At 71.5% G+C, this 17,212-nt stretch carries 18 protein-coding genes and 1 pseudogene; 8 read left to right on the forward strand and 11 right to left on the reverse strand.

Going from position 1 to position 17,212, the window contains the following annotated elements; translation table 11 throughout:
• Window positions 1-10: 10 nt before the first annotated feature.
• Window positions 11-754 (forward strand): VOC family protein, encoded by a 744-nt coding sequence (locus tag IF54_RS0119835; RefSeq protein ID WP_030320475.1) that lies wholly within the window; start codon window positions 11-13, stop codon window positions 752-754.
• Here IF54_RS0119835 and IF54_RS0119840 read toward each other — a convergent pair.
• The 8 genes and pseudogenes from IF54_RS0119840 to IF54_RS0119870 form a co-directional block, all read right to left on the reverse strand.
• Window positions 741-968: a hypothetical protein gene (locus tag IF54_RS0119840; RefSeq protein WP_234439013.1), complete on the reverse strand. Its 228-nt coding sequence runs from the start codon at window positions 966-968 to the stop codon at window positions 741-743. The genes IF54_RS0119835 and IF54_RS0119840 overlap by 14 nt on opposite strands.
• The gene (locus IF54_RS43445; RefSeq protein WP_234439021.1) at window positions 965-1,288 is read right to left on the reverse strand and encodes a DUF952 domain-containing protein; all 324 of its coding nucleotides are present in this window, start codon (window positions 1,286-1,288) and stop codon (window positions 965-967) included. Before IF54_RS43445 ends, IF54_RS0119840 begins: the two co-directional genes overlap by 4 nt.
• Before the next feature lie 12 nt (window positions 1,289-1,300).
• A pseudogene (locus tag IF54_RS0119845) lies at window positions 1,301-2,512 on the reverse strand (RNA polymerase sigma factor); the annotation flags it as partial.
• On the reverse strand, window positions 2,509-2,922 hold the full coding sequence (locus IF54_RS0119850) for a YciI family protein (RefSeq protein WP_030320479.1): 414 nt from the start codon (window positions 2,920-2,922) through the stop codon (window positions 2,509-2,511). The gene IF54_RS0119850 and the pseudogene IF54_RS0119845, both read right to left, overlap by 4 nt.
• A 117-nt stretch (window positions 2,923-3,039) precedes the next feature.
• Window positions 3,040-3,237 carry a hypothetical protein gene (locus tag IF54_RS0119855; protein WP_030320480.1) on the reverse strand — a complete coding sequence of 66 codons (198 nt, stop codon included), beginning with the start codon at window positions 3,235-3,237 and terminating at the stop codon, window positions 3,040-3,042.
• 129 nt (window positions 3,238-3,366) lie between these two features.
• Entirely contained in the window at window positions 3,367-3,963 is a 597-nt protein-coding gene (locus IF54_RS0119860; protein WP_030320482.1) for a GNAT family N-acetyltransferase, read from the reverse strand.
• A gap of 174 nt (window positions 3,964-4,137) precedes the next feature.
• The gene (locus tag IF54_RS0119865) at window positions 4,138-5,391 is read right to left on the reverse strand and encodes a family 2 encapsulin nanocompartment cargo protein polyprenyl transferase (RefSeq protein ID WP_199821230.1); all 1,254 of its coding nucleotides are present in this window, start codon (window positions 5,389-5,391) and stop codon (window positions 4,138-4,140) included.
• Between the two features lie 140 nt (window positions 5,392-5,531).
• The gene (locus IF54_RS0119870) at window positions 5,532-6,938 is read right to left on the reverse strand and encodes a family 2B encapsulin nanocompartment shell protein (RefSeq protein WP_030320485.1); all 1,407 of its coding nucleotides are present in this window, start codon (window positions 6,936-6,938) and stop codon (window positions 5,532-5,534) included.
• Between the two features lie 314 nt (window positions 6,939-7,252).
• On the opposite strand from IF54_RS0119870, the gene IF54_RS0119875 reads away from it, so the two are divergent.
• Together IF54_RS0119875 and IF54_RS0119880 are read left to right on the forward strand one after the other, a co-directional pair.
• Entirely contained in the window at window positions 7,253-7,843 is a 591-nt protein-coding gene (locus IF54_RS0119875; RefSeq protein WP_030320486.1) for an N-acetylmuramoyl-L-alanine amidase, read from the forward strand.
• Between the two features lie 22 nt (window positions 7,844-7,865).
• Entirely contained in the window at window positions 7,866-8,759 is an 894-nt protein-coding gene (locus IF54_RS0119880; protein ID WP_030320489.1) for a 1-aminocyclopropane-1-carboxylate deaminase/D-cysteine desulfhydrase, read from the forward strand.
• A gap of 21 nt (window positions 8,760-8,780) precedes the next feature.
• On the opposite strand, the gene IF54_RS0119885 is transcribed toward IF54_RS0119880, so the two are convergent.
• Window positions 8,781-10,379 (reverse strand): Na+/H+ antiporter, encoded by a 1,599-nt coding sequence (locus tag IF54_RS0119885; protein WP_030320491.1) that lies wholly within the window; start codon window positions 10,377-10,379, stop codon window positions 8,781-8,783.
• Window positions 10,380-10,466: 87 nt separating this feature from the next.
• On the opposite strand from IF54_RS0119885, the gene IF54_RS0119890 reads away from it, so the two are divergent.
• From IF54_RS0119890 to IF54_RS39675, 3 genes are all read left to right on the forward strand, one after another.
• Complete coding sequence (locus tag IF54_RS0119890; RefSeq protein WP_020136655.1) at window positions 10,467-10,727, forward strand: UBP-type zinc finger domain-containing protein; 261 nt, start codon at window positions 10,467-10,469, stop codon at window positions 10,725-10,727.
• 260 nt (window positions 10,728-10,987) lie between these two features.
• Window positions 10,988-11,401 (forward strand): anti-sigma factor, encoded by a 414-nt coding sequence (locus IF54_RS0119895; protein WP_006136266.1) that lies wholly within the window; start codon window positions 10,988-10,990, stop codon window positions 11,399-11,401.
• A 17-nt stretch (window positions 11,402-11,418) separates the two neighbouring features.
• The gene (locus IF54_RS39675; RefSeq protein WP_078852041.1) at window positions 11,419-12,564 is read left to right on the forward strand and encodes an RNA polymerase sigma factor SigF; all 1,146 of its coding nucleotides are present in this window, start codon (window positions 11,419-11,421) and stop codon (window positions 12,562-12,564) included.
• Between the two features lie 304 nt (window positions 12,565-12,868).
• Here IF54_RS39675 and IF54_RS0119905 read toward each other — a convergent pair whose 3' ends face one another.
• Window positions 12,869-13,351: a hypothetical protein gene (locus IF54_RS0119905; protein WP_030320494.1), complete on the reverse strand. Its 483-nt coding sequence runs from the start codon at window positions 13,349-13,351 to the stop codon at window positions 12,869-12,871.
• 171 nt (window positions 13,352-13,522) lie between these two features.
• Between IF54_RS0119905 and IF54_RS0119910 the strand changes: the two genes are divergently transcribed.
• Together IF54_RS0119910 and IF54_RS0119915 are read left to right on the forward strand one after the other, a co-directional pair.
• The gene (locus tag IF54_RS0119910) at window positions 13,523-14,491 is read left to right on the forward strand and encodes a diacylglycerol/lipid kinase family protein (RefSeq protein ID WP_030320495.1); all 969 of its coding nucleotides are present in this window, start codon (window positions 13,523-13,525) and stop codon (window positions 14,489-14,491) included.
• Window positions 14,492-14,812: 321 nt separating this feature from the next.
• Window positions 14,813-15,070 (forward strand): WhiB family transcriptional regulator, encoded by a 258-nt coding sequence (locus IF54_RS0119915; RefSeq protein WP_006142322.1) that lies wholly within the window; start codon window positions 14,813-14,815, stop codon window positions 15,068-15,070.
• 220 nt (window positions 15,071-15,290) lie between these two features.
• On the opposite strand, the gene IF54_RS0119920 is transcribed toward IF54_RS0119915, so the two are convergent.
• Window positions 15,291-16,757, reverse strand: coding sequence for a sensor histidine kinase (locus tag IF54_RS0119920; RefSeq protein WP_020136659.1), 1,467 nt, complete (start codon window positions 16,755-16,757; stop codon window positions 15,291-15,293).
• Between the last annotated feature and the right edge of the window lie 455 nt (window positions 16,758-17,212).

Below are 17,212 nucleotides of genomic sequence, written 5' to 3' on the forward strand. Positions count from 1 at the left end.
CGATCACCGCATGACTACCCGCTGGACTTACGCCTTCGTGGACCGGCCCGTCCCCCGCTTCGCCCAGACCTGTGACTTCTGGGCCGGCGTCACGGGCACCCGTCTCTCCGAGTTCCGGGGCGAGCGGCGGGAGTTCGTGACCCTGCTGCCCGCCGACGGGACCGACGCCTGCGTCAAGATCCAGGCCGTCGCCTCCGGGCCCGGCGGTGCGCACATCGACTTCTGTGTCGACGACGTACGGGAGTTCGCGAGGACGGCAGAGGCGCTCGGCGCGCATGTGGTCGCCGATCAGGGGACGTTGGTGGTACTGCGCTCCCCCGCGGGCCAGTTGTTCTGCGCCGACCCCTGGCGGGGGCAGTCGGCACGCCCGCCGGTGTTCCGGGGCACCCGCCTGGACCAGGTCTGCCTGGACGTCCCGCCGTCCCTCCACGAGGCCGAAGTCGCCTTCTGGACCGCCCTGTTGCCCGACTGGGAGTCCTTTTCCGGCTCGCTCCCCGAGTTCCACGTGCTGAGGCCGCCGGCCGGCTTCCCGGTCCGCATCCTCCTCCAGCGCCTGGAGGAGGAACGCCCCGCCTCCGCCCACCTGGACCTGGCCTGCGCGGACATCGGCGCGACACGGGCCGAACACGAGCGCCTGGGCGCCGAGTTCGTCGCCGCGGGCAGGAGCTGGACGGTGATGAGGGACCCTGCGGGCGGCCTGTACTGCCTGACGGGCCGGGACCCGGAGACGGGCGGGCTGCCTAGCCGGCGGTGACGATCAGGCAGGCGCTCCGGCCCTGCTCGTCGGGGGTGACGTCGGCGCACGCCGACCTCCACCCGGCCGGCAGCGAGGGCGTCGGACTGCTCTGTTCCCAGACGTACGGCCCCGGCGGCTCGGCGGAGTCCTGGAGCCACAGCGTGAGCCCGCCCGCGACGACCACGAGAACCGCCCACACCAGCAGGGCCCAGCGCCATAAGCGACCGCTCACCCCCACGGCTCCACGTCCACGACCGCGGCCACCGGAAGCGGGCCGTAGATGTGCGGGAACTCCTCGGCGCCGGGCTCGGGGGCCTCGTACTTGAGGGGTACGTCGAGGAGGGCGGGGTCGATGACGAGGATCACCAGGTCGGGCACGTCGGCGAAGAACGCGGCGGCCGTGCGCGGCAGCTGCTCACGCGTCGAGCAGTGGATGAACCCCTCCTCCTGGAGGGTGCGGCCGCGTGTGGAGACCTCGTAGCTGCCCTTGGCCTGCGCCTCTTCCCAGAGGGAGCGTTCGGTGAGGTGCACGATGGGCTTCGTTGTGGACATGCCGTCACGGTACGGCCTGAGCCGGGCCGCCCGCGCCTGCAAGTACCTCTGCTCGGGCAGGCTCAGTGTCTTTTCGGCCGCCGACGCGTAGGCGGCCCGCGCCTCCTGGCGGGCACCGGCCCGCTCCAGCAGGTGCCCGCGTACGGCGTCCAGCCGGTGCCCCAACTCGTCGGGCAGCTGGTCCAGTTCGGCGAGCCCCGCCTGCGGCCCGTGGACCATGGCCACCGCGACGGCCCGGTTCAGCCGCTCCACGGGCCCGGGAACCAGCCGCACGAGAACGTCGTAGAGCCCGAGGATCTCCCGCCAGTCGGTCTCCCGCGCCGAGGGCGCCTCGTCGTGCACGGCGGCGATGGCCGCGCGGATCTGGTAGGGCCCGGCGCGGTGGCGGGCCAGCGTCCGGGTGACCAGCGCGACGCCCTCCTCGATCGCCGCCCTGTCCCAGCGGGCGCGGTCCTGTTCGTCGAGGGGGACGAGGTCGCCGTCCGGGCCGGTGCGGGCGTCACGGCGGGCGTCGGTGAGGAGCATCAGCGCGAGCAGGCCCGCGGTCTCGCAGTCGTCGGGGAGGAGCCGGTGGACCGTGCGGGTCAGCCGTATCGCCTCGCCGGCGAGGTCGCGCCGCTGGAGCGCGGGGCCGGAGGTCGCCGTATGGCCCTCGTTGAAGATCAGGTAGAGGGTGTGCAGGACCGCGGGCAGCCGCTCCTCCCACCGGTCGGGACGCCCGAACCGCACGCCCCGCACCTTCTGCTTGGCCCGGCTGACGCGCTGCGCCATCGTCGCCTCGGGGACGAGATGGGCCCGGGCGATCTCCGCCGTGGTCAGACCGCCGACCGCGCGCAGGGTGAGCGCGATCTGCGCGGACGCGGTGAGGTCGGGATGGCAGCACAGGAACAGCAGCGACAGGGTGTCGTCCTCGCGCGGCGCCCGGTCGGCGACTGCCGTGACCCTCAGGTCCAGCGCCGCCGCCCGCTCCTCCCGGGCCCGCCGGGCCTCCTCCGCGCGCAGCGCGTCCGTCAGCCGCCGCGAGGCCACCCTGATGAGCCAGCCGCGCGGATTGTCGGGCACCCCTGCGGCCGGCCACTGTCCGGCCGCGGCCAGCAGCGCCTCCTGTACGGCGTCCTCGGCGGCGTCGAAGCGGCCGTACCGCCGGACCAGCGCGCCGAGGACCTGCGGCGCGTGCAGGCGCAGCAGGTCCTCGACCGCGGTGGTTCCGGGCACGGGTCTCAGATGTCCCCGGCGCCGTCCAGGATGGGCCGGATCACCACCGGGTACTCGGGGGCGCCGACGGGCTGGGGGCACTGGGTGATCCGCTCGGCGATCTCCGTGACCCGCTCCAGGCTCTCGCACTCCAGGACCCAGTAGCCGCACATCAGCTCCTTGGTCTCGCCGTACGGGCCGTCGGTGATCACCGCTTTGCCGTCCGCGTCCCGGCTGACGTGCCGGATCCTCGCGGGCTCGGCGAGACCCTGGGCGTCGAGGAACTCGCCGGTCTCGGAGAGGTCGTTGTTGATGGCGCCCATGAAGGCGTACATCGCCTGGATCTCCTGCTCGCTCCAGACCGGGGACTGCTCGGAGCCCTTGCCGCGCATGGCCTCGTAGTCCGCCTGCGTCGCCTGCACCATCACCAGGTACTTCATGATTCCGCTCCTTCGGCGTCGATCGGCTCGGCCACCCGGACCGGGCGGCTCTCACAGGGGACGTCGGAGCCGGGGACGGATTCTCGACAGGGTTCAGGAAATTTTCTCCGGACCGGATCAGGAAGGGTTTCCGGCGGGCGCGCCGCCGTGCTCCTCGCCGGGGTCGGCGACCTTGTCGGCGCAGGCCGGGCACTCGGGGTTGTGGCAGGGGCCGCCCGTCCACACGGGGACCCATGCGCCGAGGGTCTTGTGACGCCGTACGACGGTCTCGACCGGCTGCCCGCAGACGGGACAGACGCGTTCGTCAGTGCCCATGTCCTCAGGGTAGGGCGAAGGGGGGCGCGGCGCTCTGTGCCGTACGTCGGCGGCGGCAGGCCTACCAGCCCTCAGCCACTGACCCAGGAGTCACTCCTGGACCGTGCCGGCACCCGGACCGCTCCCGCCCTACCGCGAGGCACCCGGTTCGCGCCACATCGGCCACATCAGGGGGCCGTCGGGCAGTTCGAGGGGGTGTTCCACGAGGGCGAACCCGAGACGCTCGTACAGCCCCCGGCTCCGCTCGCTGCTCGCTTCCAGGTAGGCCGGGACCCCCTCCCGGTCGCAGCGCTCCAGCACCGACCCGATGAGCGCGGTCCCGAGCCCCTCCCCCTGCCGCCCCGGGGCCACGCCGATCATCCACAGGTACTCGTGCGCCCGCCCGGCGGGGTGCACCTCGGCCGTGAGCGTGCCGATCAGCTCGATCCGCTCGTTGTCCGGGTCGATCGCCTCCCGCAACGCGGCGAAGCCTTCCTCCTCCTCGGCGCTCTCCGCCGGCACCGGCAGCCACAGCGCACACGCCGCCCCGTCGTCCGTCACATCGATCCGGCCCTCGGCCATCACGATGTCGACGAACGCGGCCATCAGCCGCGGATGCGTGGCACGGCGGTCTTCCGCACCGGGGAAGATCCACCCGCTGACCGGATCGTCCTGGAAGGCCGCGTCCAGCAGCCGCGTGACCGGCTCCCGGTCGTCCGCGTCCGCCGTCCGTATCGCCACACCCATGTCTGCCCGCCCCTTTGGTCTCAACAGCCTCTGCTCGCAGGGTTGTTGAGCCTATCCGGTGAGCAGACGGAAGCGGGCCCCGCACACCGTGGGGATGTGCGGGACCCGTTCGACCGGAGCCTTCCAGGGCCACGCGGGGTCAGGAGCCGCGCGGGCCCGGCCGCTCCGGCGTCCTCAACTGCTGCGCCGGGTCACGAACTCGGCGAGCGACAGCAGCCCGCCCGCCGCCTCCGGATCGGGCACCGCACGGGCCAGCTGCCCCATCGCCCGGGCCATCCGGTCGGCGGCCTGCACCTGTGCCCAGTCCCGGCCCCCGGCCTCCTCGACGGCGAGGACCGTGCGCGCCAGGTCCCGCTCGTCGTACGGCGCCGCGTACAGCTCGGCCAGTTCCGCGGACGCCGCCGTGCCCGAGGTGAGCGCGGCGACCACCGGGAGGGACTTCTTGCGGGCGGCCAGGTCCGCGCCGGCCGGTTTGCCGGTGCGGCTCGGGTCGCCCCATATACCGATCACGTCGTCGATGAGCTGGAAGGCGAGCCCGGCCTCCCGGCCGAACGCGTCCATCGCGTCGACATCCTCGGTGGACGAGCCCGCGTACAGCGCCCCGAGCGCACAGGCACACCCGAGCAGCGCGCCCGTCTTCGCCTCGGCCATGACGAGCACCTGGTCGAGGGTGACCTCGCCGGGGCTCAGCCCCTCCATGGCGGTGTCCTCGTGCTGGCCCTCGCACAACTCGACGACACAGGCCGCGAGGCGGGCCGCGGCGGCACCGGCCGCGGGGTGCGGATCCTCGGCCAGCAGCCGCAGAGCCAGCGCCTGGAGGGCGTCCCCGGCGAGGATCGCGTCCGCGTCGCCGAACACGGTCCAGGCGGTGGGGCGGTGTCTGCGGGTGGTGTCGCGGTCCATCACGTCGTCGTGGAGCAGGGTGAAGTTGTGGACCAGCTCCACCGCCACGGCCGCCGGTACGGCCGCTTCCCGCGCCCGGTCCCCGCCGAGCGCCGCGGCCGCGGTGAGGACCAGGGCGGGCCGTATCGCCTTGCCGGCGTTGCCCGTGGCCGGAGTGCCGTCGGCGTGCAACCAGCCGAAGTGGTAGAGCGCGACCCGGCGCAGGGACCGGGGCAGCGACTCCACCGCGCGGCGCAACGCGGGGTCGACCGCCGCCCGGACCCGCTCAAGGATCACAGCGGCTTCGTGCCCGTCGGTCGGGCCGGGCGTGATCACCCGATCCCCGGGGCGCGCCTCGGCGGGCGCTCCCCTTCTCGCCTCGACCGACACCTCCGCCCGCCCCTCGACCGACGTCCCCGTCCATCCGGAAACCGATGCTCCCGCCCGTCCGGCGGCCGACACCTCCGTCGCCTCGGCGGTCGGCGTCCGCCGCGACTCCGTTCTCTCCGGCGCCCGCGCCTGCGTATCCGTCGTGAACTCCGCCATGGGACCCCTCTCGGTCACTCCGCGGACGGTGGCGCTTCCGCTGCGGGTGGGCGCCTGCCACCGGGGTGTCTCCACCCCGGTGTCCGACCGGGACGTACCCGCGCCCGACGGCGAGGACACGGCTCCCAGGTGCAGGAACGTCACCTCCACCGGCCGATCTCGACGTTCTCCAGCACTCCGAGCGCGTCCGGCACCAGCACGGCCGCCGAGTAGTAGGCCGTCACCAGGTACTTGATGATCGACTGTTCGTTGATGCCCATGAACCGCACCGACAGGCTCGGCTCGATCTCGTCCGGGATGCCCGCCTGCTGGAGGCCGATGACGCCCTGGTCCGCCTCACCGGTACGCATGGCGATGATCGACGTCGTCCGCTCCGGGGTGACCGGGATCTTGTTGCACGGGTAGATCGGCACCCCGCGCCAGGTGGGGATGCGGTTGCCGCCCACGTCGATGGTCTCGGGGACCAGACCGCGCTTGTTCAGCTCACGGCCGATCGCGGAGATCGCGCGCGGGTGGGCCAGCAGCAGCTTGGTGCCCCGCCGGCGGCTGAGCAGTTCGTCGAGGTCGTCGGGGCTCGGCACGCCGTCGTGCGGCTGGAGCCGCTGGTCGTACTCGCAGTTGTTCAGCAGCCCGAACTCACGGTTGTTGACGAGCTCGTGCTCCTGGCGCTCCTTGAGGGCCTCGACGGTCAGCCGGATCTGCTGTTCCGTCTGGTTCATCGGCTGGTTGTAGAGGTCGGCCACGCGCGTGTGGATGCGCAGCACGGTCTGGGCGATGCTCAGCTCGTACTCGCGGGGCCGGGCGTCGTAGTCGACGAAGGTGTGCGGGATGTCGGGCTCGCCGTCGTGGCCCGCCGCGAGGTCGATCTCCTTCTCGCCGTACTTGTTGGTGCGCTGCGAGGGGATCGCCCGCTGTTCCCGCAGGTGCTCGCGCAGGGCGTCGGAGCGCTCTGCCACCTGGTCGACGTCCTGGCGGGGCAGCACCAGAACCGTGCAGGTGGTGGCCGCGCGGGCGGTGTACTCCCAGATGGCGTCCGGGTCCAGGAGCGCCTGGTCGCCGAAGTAGGAGCCGTCGGCGAGGACTCCGAGGACCGCGTCGTCGCCGTAGGGGCCGGTGCCGACCTTCTCCACGCGGCCGTGCGCCAGCAGGTACACCTCCTCGGTCCGGCCGCCGAACGAGGCGATCACCTGGCCCGGGGCGAACTCCCGCTGCTGGCAGCGCTGGGCGAGCTCGGAGAGCACGTCGTCGTCCTCGTAGGACCTGAGCGCCGGCAGTTCGCGCAGCTCGTCGGGGATCACCTCGACCCGGTCGCCGGTCTTCACGAACGTCACCCGGCCGTCACCCACGGCGTAGCTCAGCCGCCGGTTCACCCGGTACGTGCCGCCCTGGACGTTCACCCAGGGCAGCATGCGCAGCAGCCAGCGCGAGCTGATCTCCTGCATCTGGGGTGCGGACTTGGTGGTGGTGGCCAGGTTCCGCGCGGCCGCCGTGCCGAGACTCTGCTGCGGCCGGCCCTGCTCGGTGCGGACCTCTTCGCCTACCGACATAAGGAATTGCCCTCCCGGTACATGCCCGGACGCGATCTGCTCACGGGCATCGATGTGCGGGACCAACCCTTCCTCACGGAGCGTGCCGGTGCTATTACACGAAAGAGCGGGAATGGATCACCGCGAGGCTGGGCATATGCGCGTTTCGTGTCCACTCCCGCCAGGTCAATTCCGTTCGCCGCGGCGGAATATGACTGTCCGAATCAGCTCGCACGCCGTACGAACCAGGAGTCGGATCCCGCCGCCTTCGGTACAAGCACGGGTACGAGCCGACCCGCGTCGGGCGGTCGGCGCGCAGCGCGAAGGAGGGGGCCATGGCCTCACCCATGTCCGCCGCCAGATTCCTGGCCGTCCTGAAGGCGGAGGGCGCGACCGTCGTCGAGGTCGGTGACTGGGAGCACCACAACCGCAACCACGTCGGCGCCTGGGGGCCCGTGCACGGCGTGATGATCCACCACACGGTGACCAGGGGCAGCGCGGCCACGGTGGAGCTGTGCCGCAAGGGCTACACGGACCTGCCGGGCCCCCTCTGCCACGGCGTCATCACCAAGGACGGCCGGGTCCATCTCGTCGGCTACGGCCGCGCCAACCACGCCGGTCTCGGAGACGACGACGTCCTGCGTGCCGTGATCGCGGAGACGGCGCTGCCGCCCGACAACGAGGCCAACACCGACGGCAACCGCCATTTCTACGGCTTCGAGTGCGAGAACCTCGGCGACGGCGAGGACCCCTGGCCGGACGCCCAGCTGAAGGCGATCGAGCGGGTCTCCGCGGCGGTGTGCCGTCACCACGGCTGGACGGAGCGCTCGGTCATCGGCCACCTGGAGTGGCAGCCGGGAAAGGTGGACCCGCGCGGCTTCACGATGTCCTGGCTGCGCGGCCGGATCCGCGAGCGCCTGGAGTGACCCCGCAGGTCACAATGGGGGCGTGACCGTCCTCGACACCCTGCGCCCCCGCCTCCCCTCCCCCGTGCAGGACCTGTCGGACCCCCGCTTCACCCGCCATGGCCTGCGTCTCGTCCTCAAACGGGACGACCTGATCCACCCGGAGATCGTCGGCAACAAGTGGCGCAAACTGGCGCCGAACCTCGCCGCGGCGGCCGGCCGTACCCTCGTCACCTTCGGCGGCGCCTACTCCAACCATCTGCGTGCCACGGCCGCCGCCGGACGCCTCCTCGGCCTGCCCACGGTGGGTGTGGTACGCGGGCAGGAGCTGGCCGACCGGCCCCTGAACCCGTCCTTGGCCCGGTGTGCGGCCGACGGCATGCGCCTGCACTTCGTGGACAGGTCGACGTACCGCGACAAGGCCGACCCGGCCGGCCTCGCGCGCGTGCTGCGCGCGGCGGACGCCGAGGACGCCTACGTCGTCCCCGAGGGCGGCAGCAACGCGCTCGCGGTACGCGGCTGCCGCGCGCTCGGCGAGGAGCTCGCCGGCCGGGCGGACGTGGTCGCGATCGCCTGCGGCACCGGCGGCACCCTGGCGGGCCTGGCGGCGGGTCTCTCCCGGGATCAGCGCGCCCTCGGCATACCGGTCCTCAAGGGCGGCTTCCTGACGGCCGAGACGGAGTCCCTGCAACACCGCGCCTTCGGCGGGCGGCGGGGCGACTGGACGCTGGACGACCGCTTCCACTGCGGCGGTTACGCCCGCACCACCCCGGAACTCGACGCGTTCGCGAACGACTTCGAGCAGCGCCACGGTGTGCCCGTGGAACGTCTTTATGTCGCCAAGTTGCTGTTCGGACTGGTCACCTTGGCGGACGAAGGCGCCTTCGCGCGCGGCACGACCGTCGCGGCCGTCATCACGGGCCGGCCCTTTCCCTGACCGGGGGGGCCGGTCCCGGCCCTATTCCGCCGCCTCCCGGTAGGCCGCCGCCTCCTCCAGGTCCAGCCTGCGCAGCAGTGTGCGGAGCATCTCGTCGTCGATGTAGCGCAGGTCCCGCAGCTTGACGAAGACCGTGCGCTCGGCGCCGATCATCTCGCGGGAGAGGCGGCGGTAGGTGTCGTCGACCGTCTCGCCCGTCAGCGGGTTGGACTGGCCGAGGCGTTCCCAGACGGCGTTGCGGCGGCGTTCCAAAACCGTGCGCAGGCGGTCGGCGAGGGGTGGGGGAAGGGCGTTGCGCTCGTCGCCGAGGAGTTCGTCCAGGCGGGTTTCGGCGGCCCGGGAGGCCTGCGCCTGGGCGTTGGCCTCGGCGAGGGTCTCGGCCTGCCGGTCGCGGCCGGGGAGCTTCAGCATGCGGATCAGCGGGGGCAGGGTGACGCCCTGCACGACCAGGGTGCCGATGACCGTGGTGAAGGTGAGGAAGAGGATCAGGTTGCGGCCCTCGAAGGCCTCGCCGTCGTGCAGGGTCTCCGGGATCGAGAAGGCGATGGCCAGCGAGACCACGCCCCGCATTCCGGCCCAGGCGATGACGAACGGCCCCTTCCAGGTGGGGTTCTCCTCACGTTCGCGGATCCGCGCGGACAGCATGCGGGGCAGGAAGGTCGCCGGATAGACCCACACGAACCTCGACACGACGACCACGAGGAAGACGGCGACCGCGTACCAGGCGGCGCGTCCGCCCTCGTACTCGCCGAGGCCCTTCAGCACGACGGGCAGTTGCAGTCCGATGAGGGCGAACACCGACGACTCCAGGACGAAGGCGACCATTTTCCAGACGGCGTCCTCCTGGAGGCGCGTCGCGAAGTCGACCTCCCACGCGCGGTGTCCGAGGAACAGCGCCACGACGACCACCGCGAGCACCCCGGAGGCGTGGAACGACTCCGCGGACGCGTAGGCGACGAACGGGATCAGCAGGGACAGGGTGTTCTGGAGCAGCGGCTCCTTGAGGTGGGTGCGCAGCCAGTGGATCGGCACCATCAGCACCAGGCCGACCACGACCCCGCCGACCGCGGCGAGCAGGAACTCCCCGATGCCGCCCGCCCAGGACGCGCCCTCGCCGATCGCGGCCGCGAGCGCGACCCGGTAGGCGGTGATCGCGGTCGCGTCGTTCACCAGGGACTCGCCCTGGAGGATCGTGGTGATCCGGGAGGGCAGCCCCACCCGCCGCGCGACCGCCGTGGCGGCGACCGCGTCCGGCGGAGCCACCACCGCGCCCAGCACGAGCGCCCCGGTCAGCGACAGCCCCGGCACGATCCGGTACGCCGCCCAGCCGACGACGAGGGTCGCGAAGAGCACGTATCCCACCGACAGCAGCGCCACGGGCCGCAGTTGCGCCCGCAGGTCGAGATAGGAGCTGTCGGTGGCCGCGGTGTGCAGCAGCGGCGGCAGGATGATGGGCAGGACCACGTCCGGGTCCAGCGTGTACTCCGGCACCCCGGGCACGTAGGAGATCACGAGCCCGGCGGCGACCAGCAGCAGCGGCGCCGGCACCGGGGTGCGCCGGGCCGCCGCGGCGACCGCCGCGCTCCCCGCCACCAGCAACAGCAGTGGCATCACGTCCATGACCCTCGCCCGCCCTCGTTCATCGTCGTACGCCCCACCCTCGTTTTTCCGCGCCGCCATCCGCGCGGCCGTCGTAACCTGGCAATCATGAAACAGTGCACGCACGCCGACGCGCTGCCGCACCCGGAACCCGAGCCTCTCAGCGAGACGTGTCCGGAGTGCCTGAGGGACGGCACCCACCCGGTACAGCTGCGCCTGTGCCTCGACTGCGGTCATGTCGGCTGCTGCGACTCCTCGCCGGGACAGCACGCGACGAAGCACCACAAGGACACCGAGCACCCGATCATGCGCACGCACGAACCCGGGGAGAACTGGCGTTGGTGCTTCGTGGACCACGTCCTTGTGTGACCCTGGACCTGCGGGTTCCAGGACGGTTCGACCGTCTGACGTCTGGGTACGTCAACCCGGCGCGCGTTCTTCCCAATTGGAGCCGCAAACCCCCTAGACACGGAGCGTGTCCACAGGTTTACTGTGAGTGACGGCATGGGGTTGGGGTCCCGGGACAGAAAAGCCGAGAGCGCGGTAGCGTCACCGCTGAACCACACTTCGCGTTACTCCGGGGGGCGACCCTCGGCCCCCGAAAAGCTTGTACCACCTTGGAGGTGAGGGTGTCCCAGATCGCAGGCGAGCCCGCGACCCAGGACTTCGTGGAAGTCCGGCTGCCGGCCGCGGGTGCCTACCTGTCGGTGCTGCGGACGGCCACGGCCGGCCTCGCAGCCCGTTTGGACTTCACCCTCGACGAGATCGAGGACCTGCGCATCGCGGTGGACGAGGCCTGCGCGATCCTGCTCCAGCAGGCCGTGCCCGGCTCGGTGCTCAGCTGTGTCTTCCGCCTCGTCGACGACTCGCTGGAGGTCACCGTCTCGGCCCCGACCACGGACGGGCACGCACCCTCGCGCGACACCTTCGCCTGGACCGTCCTGTCGGCCCTCGCGGGCAAGGTCTCGTCGGCCGTGGACGAGGACAGGACCGTGTCGATCAGCCTCTACAAACAGCGCGGCGCGGGACCCGGGCCGGCGTGAGGAACGGGGACGGGCCGGTGCGGGACGAAGAGCGCGGCACACGGGAGCTGCCGGCCGAGGGCGGGCTCCGCCCTGACCGCCCGAGCGGCACCGACCGCCTGGGCGACGACGGCCCCGGCGGTTCCCGGCACATGGTGGACGGCATCGACGGCATCCCCGAGCAGGCCCGGCCGCACCCCGAGGAGAGCGTCGGTGAGAGCACGGCGACCGGCCTCCTGGACGACGGGCAGGGTGATCGGGAAGCTGCCGTGCAGGACACGCCTCCGGCAGGGCCGGCCGGGGTCTTCCCGGCGCGGACGGAGGCGAGGGCTCGTGGAAGGGCGACGGGCGGGACGATGAGCGAACACGAGCGAAACGCAGAGGACGGCGCGGCGGGCGCGAACAACACGCCGGTCCCGCACCATGATCCACAGGACCGCAGCGGGGCACGCGCGCTGTTCGTCGAGCTGCGCACGCTGAAGGACGGCAGCCCGGAGTACGCGGAGCTGCGCAACCGGCTGGTCCGGATGCACCTGCCGCTCGTCGAGCACCTCGCGCGCCGCTTCCGCAACCGCGGCGAGCCGCTGGACGACCTCACCCAGGTCGCCACCATCGGTCTGATCAAGTCCGTCGACCGCTTCGACCCGGAGCGCGGAGTCGAGTTCTCGACGTACGCGACGCCCACGGTCGTCGGCGAGATCAAGCGCCACTTCCGCGACAAGGGCTGGGCGGTCCGCGTGCCGCGCCGCCTCCAGGAGCTGCGGCTGTCGCTCACGACGGCCACGGCAGAGCTCTCCCAGCAGCACGGCCGCTCCCCCACGGTCCACGAGCTGGCCGAGAAGCTGGCCATCTCGGAGGAGGAGGTCCTGGAGGGCCTGGAGTCCGCCAACGCGTACTCCACGCTGTCCCTGGACGTCCCCGACACCGACGACGAGTCGCCCGCGGTGGCGGACACCCTCGGCGCGGAGGACGAGGCCCTGGAGGGCGTCGAGTACCGCGAGTCGCTGAAGCCGCTGCTGGAGGATCTCCCGCCGCGCGAGAAGCGCATCCTGCTCCTGCGTTTCTTCGGCAACATGACCCAGTCGCAGATCGCGCAGGAGGTCGGCATCTCCCAGATGCACGTCTCCCGGCTCCTGGCCCGCACCCTGGCCCAGCTCCGGGAAAAGCTCCTCGTAGAGGAGTAGACCTACAGACCCACAGCCCGGCGAGAGCGGCCGTCCCGCCGCCGGGCTCGGTCCGACCGGTCCCCGGGAACGCCGGGGCCCATCGAGGAGCCGGGACCCCGGGCCGCGCCCCAGCGGTCACCGCACACAGATGTGCCGCGGTCAGCGCCGTGGGGACCGGGCCGCCCAGGACCGCACGCCTCGGCCGGTTCCCGCCTTCCCGGCGACCGGCCACGCTGCGCCAGAGGGCCGGGCACCGCCTCCGCGGCCGGCCACGCTGCGTCAGAGGGCCGGGCACCGCCTCCGCGGCCGCCCCACCCCAGTGCTACGACCGGCCCTCGCCGTCCTGGGTCCGCCCGGGTCCCCTGATTCCCAGTGCCCGGGTGGTCTCGGAGTTGATCAGGAGGATCAGGGCCGCCACCGCGACGACCGCGAGGGCGATGCCTGCCGGGATGGCCACGCTGTCGGCCTGGAGGAGGTTGTAGGCGACGGGCAGGGCCATGATCTGGGTGATGACGGCCGGGCCCCGGCTCCAGCTGCGGCGGGCGAGCAGTCCGCGCGCGGCGAGCAGCGGCAGCAGGGCGAGGACGATCAGCGTGATGCCCCCGGTGACGGCGGACTGCCGGTCGTCCGGGTCACCGACGATGCCCTCCACGAGCAGCCAGCCGCCCCCGACGAGGAGCGCGAGCCCTTCCAGTCCGGCGAGTGCGGCGGCGTACGTCAGTCGCCGCGGGCGCGGACCGGAGATCTCGGCGGTCTCGGCGGTCTCGGCGGGAGAAGGGGTGGCCGGGTTCTGCTTGCTGCTCACCCCTGAAGGGTAGCCCTCGGTCCCGGGAGCCCCCACGGGTGAGGCGCGGGCAACGCACGCCGCTTCTCTCGGGTTGCCCCGCGCCCCCGTGGCAAGGCTCACGGACCGAAGTCTTACGTGATCCCTACCTCGAACTGTGCCCGGTACCACCCAGTAGGTACGCTGCAACCCATGCGTGCACTCCTCGTGGTCAATCCGGCGGCAACCACCACAAGCGCACGTACGCGCGATGTCCTGATCCACGCGCTCGCGAGCGAGATGAAACTGGAAGCGGTCACCACCGAGTACCGCGGCCACGCCCGCGACCTGGGCCGGCAGGCGGCGGAGAGCAAGGACATCGACCTGGTCGTGGCCCTCGGCGGCGACGGCACGGTCAACGAGGTCGTCAACGGCCTCCTGCACGCGGGGCCCGAGCCCGACCGCCTCCCCGGACTCGCCGTGGTCCCCGGCGGCTCCACCAACGTCTTCGCCCGCGCCCTGGGTCTGCCCAACGACGCCGTGGAGTCCACCGGCGCCCTCCTGGACGCCCTGCGCGAGGGCCGCGAGCGCACCGTCGGCCTGGGACTGACCTCGGGCACGCCCGGCACCGAGGACGAGGCCGTGCCGGGACGGTGGTTCACCTTCAACGCGGGCCTCGGGTTCGACGCCGGTGTGGTGGGACGGGTGGAGCAGCAGCGTGAGCGCGGCAGGAAATCCACACACGCTCTCTACGTCCGCCAGGCCTTGCGCCAGTTCTTCGGCGAGGCGCACCGCCGGCACGGGACGATCACACTGGATCGGCCGGACGCGGAGCCGGTGACCGGTCTGGTCCTTTCCATAGTCTCGAACACCTCTCCGTGGACCTTCCTGGGCAATCACCCGATGTACGCGTCACCTAAGGCCTCGTTCGATAAAGGCCTCGACGTACTCGGTCTGAGCCGCATCACGGCGCCCGCGATCACCCGATATGGCACGCAGTTGCTCACTTCGTCCCCCGAACGCGGCCCCCACGGCAAGCACGCGATCTCCCTGCACGACCTGGACCAGTTCACCTTGCATTCGAAGGTGCCTCTGCCCCTCCAGATGGACGGCGACCACCTCGGACTGCGAACGAGCGTGACGTTCACAGGCGTACGCCGTGCACTGCGTGTGATTGTGTGAGCAGAAGGGGCTAAAGTCCTTTCACTCGAACGTTTAGGCCAGGGTCCACCCCATGGAAGTACGGCTGTGACCTAGTCGACACCGAGGAATCAAAAAAAACTTTCCGGAAGGGGTTGTATCCGCCGCTGAGGTTTGCGAGTCTCTACGTGGCGGTCGGGACAGCCCGCAACACCAGCGTCCACAGACCACCGGAACCCCTCTTCAATCAACAGGACCACGCCGGGGAAGACTCGGCGATCGGCCCTTCACTTGTTGAGGGATTCGTGAAAGCGTTCACATTCACAAGCAACTTGCACGTAATACCAAGGAGAGGTAGCAGCCATGGACTGGCGTCACAACGCCGTTTGCCGCGAGGAAGACCCCGAGCTCTTCTTCCCCATCGGCAACACCGGTCCTGCGCTGCTGCAGATCGAGGAAGCCAAGGCCGTCTGCCGTCGCTGCCCCGTTATGGATCAGTGTCTGCAGTGGGCGCTCGAGTCCGGCCAGGACTCCGGCGTCTGGGGTGGTCTCAGCGAGGACGAGCGTCGCGCCATGAAGCGCCGTGCCGCCCGCAACCGGGCCCGTCAGGCCTCCGCCTGACACACCCGCCCCGCAAAACAGCCTGAGCTTGGCGGCGCGTACACCGCGTACGCTTCTCCCGCCCCCGAGCCGCAGCGCGCAGTACCCCCGATGCGCAGCACACGCTGGCAACGAGCATGTGAGCCCCGGACCCCTGAACGGTCCGGGGCTTTTTGCTGTCCGTCACGGGCCCGGAATGCCGCCACGGCAGCAGTCGTACGGCGGTCGAGGTGCGCCGTCGCTACTTGTGCGCCCGCACCGGCACGTCCAGGATCACCCGGGTCCCGCCCTCCGGCGCCGGGACCATGTCGAACGTGCCGCCCAACTCCCCCTCCACCAGGGTCCGTACGATCTGGAGCCCCAGATTTCCGGCGGTGTGCGGGTCGAAGCCCTCGGGCAGGCCGACACCGTCGTCCTGGACGGTGACGAGGAGGCGGGCCTCCTTGGTGGTGCCGCCGCGGACGGCAGAGACCTCGACGGTGCCGGTCTCGCCCTCACGGAAGCCGTGCTCCAGGGCGTTCTGGAGGATCTCGGTCAGGACCATCGAGAGCGGGGTGGCGACCTCGGCGTCCAGGATGCCGAAGCGGCCGCTGCGCCGGCCGGTGACCTTGCCGGGCGAGATCTCCGCGACCATCGCGAGCACCCGGTCGGCGATCTCGTCGAACTCCACACGCTCGTCCAGGTTCTGGGACAGCGTCTCGTGCACGATCGCGATCGAGCCCACGCGGCGGACCGCCTCCTCCAGCGCCTCCCGGCCGCGGTCGGACTCGATGCGCCGGGCCTGGAGCCTGAGCAGGGCCGCGACCGTCTGGAGGTTGTTCTTCACCCGGTGATGGATCTCCCGGATGGTCGCGTCCTTGGTGATCAACTCGCGTTCGCGGCGGCGCAGTTCGGTCACGTCCCGGAGCAGCACCAGTGAACCGATGCGGGTGCCCTTGGGCTTGAGCGGGATGGCCCGGAACTGGATGACCCCGTCATGGGCCTCGATCTCGAACTCGCGCGGTGCCCAGCCGCTGGCGACCTTGGCGAGCGCCTCGTCCACCGGGCCCCGGGTGGGGGCGAGTTCGGCGGTGGTTCGGCCGAGGTGCTGGCCGACCAGGTCGGAGGCGAGGCCCATGCGGTGGTAGGCGGACAGCGCGTTCGGGGAGGCGTACTGGACGATGCCGTCCGCGTCCAGGCGGATCAGACCGTCGCCGACGCGCGGGGCCGCGTCCATGTCCATCTGCTGGTTGGGGAACGGGAAGGAGCCGGCCGCGATCATCTGGGCGAGGTCCGACGCGCTCTGGAGATAGGTCAGTTCGAGCCGGCTCGGGGTACGGACGGTGAGCAGGTTGGTGTTGCGCGCGATGACACCGAGGACGCGCCCCTCCCGTCGTACCGGAATCGACTCGACGCGGACCGGGACCTCCTCGCGCCACTCCGGGTCGCCCTCGCGCACGATCCGGCCCTCGTCCAGCGCGGCGTCCAGCAAGGGTCGGCGGCCGCGGGGGACGAGGTGGCCGACCATGTCGTCCTGGTAGGAGGTGGGGCCGGTGTTGGGGCGCATCTGGGCCACGGAGACATAGCGGGCGCCGTCCCGGGTGGGGACCCACAGGACGAGGTCGGCGAAGGAGAGGTCGGAGAGCAGCTGCCACTCCGAGACCAGCAGATGGAGCCACTCGAGGTCGGAGTCGTCGAGTGCGGTGTGCTGGCGGACCAGTTCGTTCATGGAGGGCACGGGTGCGAGCGTACCTGGCGGTATGTGAGTGACCTAAAAGCGCCGTCGCTGAGGACGCCCGGCCCCGGAAACACCCGCGGGCCGCGGCGCCTGGGAAGGACCCTCAACCTTCCCGGCACCGCAGCCCGGAGCAGTATCGGCCGCGGGGTGTGCGGTCCCGGTCGGCCGAAGGATGAGGACCCGGGGCAGTCAGGGCAGAGAGCTCCGGTTCCTCGATCCCGCCTTCCTGTGCGGGGAAGACGGAAGTCACGGTTCAATTGTGGACTAGACCACTAGGTGTGTCCATGCGTGGGAGCCTGTTTGTTGTTGGCGCTTTCCCCCACGGGAGGCAACTGGTCGGACGCCCTGACATCCACCACGCAGCCTAACGCGTGTGGGTTCATGTGCGGGGCGAGATGGCCGGGCAATTTCCGCGACGGCCGCCAGAAGAGGACCCGCTCGGCCGT

The organism is Streptomyces sp. NRRL B-3229 (assembly GCF_000719505.1).
GTDB classification, from domain to species: Bacteria; Actinomycetota; Actinomycetes; order Streptomycetales; family Streptomycetaceae; genus Streptomyces; species Streptomyces griseorubiginosus.

Excerpts from the sequence above, each read along its gene's own strand:
- IF54_RS0119835 (WP_030320475.1), top strand. The coding sequence starts at position 11 with ATGACTACCCGCTGGACTTACGCCTTCGTGGACCGGCCCGTCCCCCGC.
- IF54_RS43445 (WP_234439021.1), bottom strand. The coding sequence starts at position 1,288 with ATGTCCACAACGAAGCCCATCGTGCACCTCACCGAACGCTCCCTCTGG.
- IF54_RS0119850 (WP_030320479.1), bottom strand. The coding sequence starts at position 2,922 with ATGAAGTACCTGGTGATGGTGCAGGCGACGCAGGCGGACTACGAGGCC.
- IF54_RS0119855 (WP_030320480.1), bottom strand. The coding sequence starts at position 3,237 with ATGGGCACTGACGAACGCGTCTGTCCCGTCTGCGGGCAGCCGGTCGAG.
- IF54_RS0119860 (WP_030320482.1), bottom strand. The coding sequence starts at position 3,963 with ATGGGTGTGGCGATACGGACGGCGGACGCGGACGACCGGGAGCCGGTC.
- IF54_RS0119865 (WP_199821230.1), bottom strand. The coding sequence starts at position 5,391 with ATGGCGGAGTTCACGACGGATACGCAGGCGCGGGCGCCGGAGAGAACG.
- IF54_RS0119870 (WP_030320485.1), bottom strand. The coding sequence starts at position 6,938 with ATGTCGGTAGGCGAAGAGGTCCGCACCGAGCAGGGCCGGCCGCAGCAG.
- IF54_RS0119875 (WP_030320486.1), top strand. The coding sequence starts at position 7,253 with ATGGCCTCACCCATGTCCGCCGCCAGATTCCTGGCCGTCCTGAAGGCG.
- IF54_RS0119885 (WP_030320491.1), bottom strand. The coding sequence starts at position 10,379 with ATGGACGTGATGCCACTGCTGTTGCTGGTGGCGGGGAGCGCGGCGGTC.
- IF54_RS0119890 (WP_020136655.1), top strand. The coding sequence starts at position 10,467 with ATGAAACAGTGCACGCACGCCGACGCGCTGCCGCACCCGGAACCCGAG.
- IF54_RS0119910 (WP_030320495.1), top strand. The coding sequence starts at position 13,523 with ATGCGTGCACTCCTCGTGGTCAATCCGGCGGCAACCACCACAAGCGCA.
- IF54_RS0119915 (WP_006142322.1), top strand. The coding sequence starts at position 14,813 with ATGGACTGGCGTCACAACGCCGTTTGCCGCGAGGAAGACCCCGAGCTC.
- IF54_RS0119920 (WP_020136659.1), bottom strand. The coding sequence starts at position 16,757 with ATGAACGAACTGGTCCGCCAGCACACCGCACTCGACGACTCCGACCTC.